Here is a 613-nt window from a genome sequence, read left to right on the forward strand (position 1 = left end):
AGGATTCGTCGGCCGCACATCCACGACCACATTCCGGTCCCGCGCCACATCACGGAACTTGTTGAAGTTCTTCTCCGGAATGCCGTACGTGTGCCGGGCGGTGTAGGAGTCGACCTGTCCGGGCTTGAGCTTCTGCGTCCAGGTGAGGACGGCGTGGTCGCTGTCAAGGCTGAAGCGCAGCAGCGGTTCCCCGGAGGGGCCCTGATGGGAGCTGACGATCTTGTCGAAGACCGACTTGTCGAAAGCCGTCGGCGGATTCCAGAACATGTGCGCGCCGTGCACCACGGCCATGTCCTTGGCCCGCATCTCATCGATCAGCGCGTCATGCTCCGGATGCGAAAGCCGGGAACCGTCCGGGGACGAGATGTCGAACAGATCGTGGTCGCCCGTGATCGGGCGCCGTTCGCCATCGCCGTCGAGACCGAACACCACCCCGTCCTGGACGACGAAGCGGCCATCGGCCTCGTACTGCGCCATCTTCCCGGCCAGCTCACGGAACTCCGTGGACCGCTGATTGAACCGGGAGACCACCCGGTCCCACGCATCCACCGGAACCGAACCCCGATCCGGCAACACCGGCTTGAAGTAACCGACCAGCCCGATGTTCCCCGCA

General features: G+C 64.4%; 1 protein-coding gene. It reads right to left on the reverse strand.

What is annotated here, in order from left to right:
- The coding region (locus IF17_RS1000000137310; protein ID WP_209437802.1) for a hypothetical protein at positions 1–549 on the reverse strand (549 nt) is incomplete at its 3' end.
- Positions 550–613 lie beyond the last annotated feature (64 nt).

It is taken from the genome of Streptomyces cyaneofuscatus (assembly GCF_000718135.1).
Taxonomy (GTDB): domain Bacteria; phylum Actinomycetota; class Actinomycetes; order Streptomycetales; family Streptomycetaceae; genus Streptomyces; species Streptomyces cyaneofuscatus.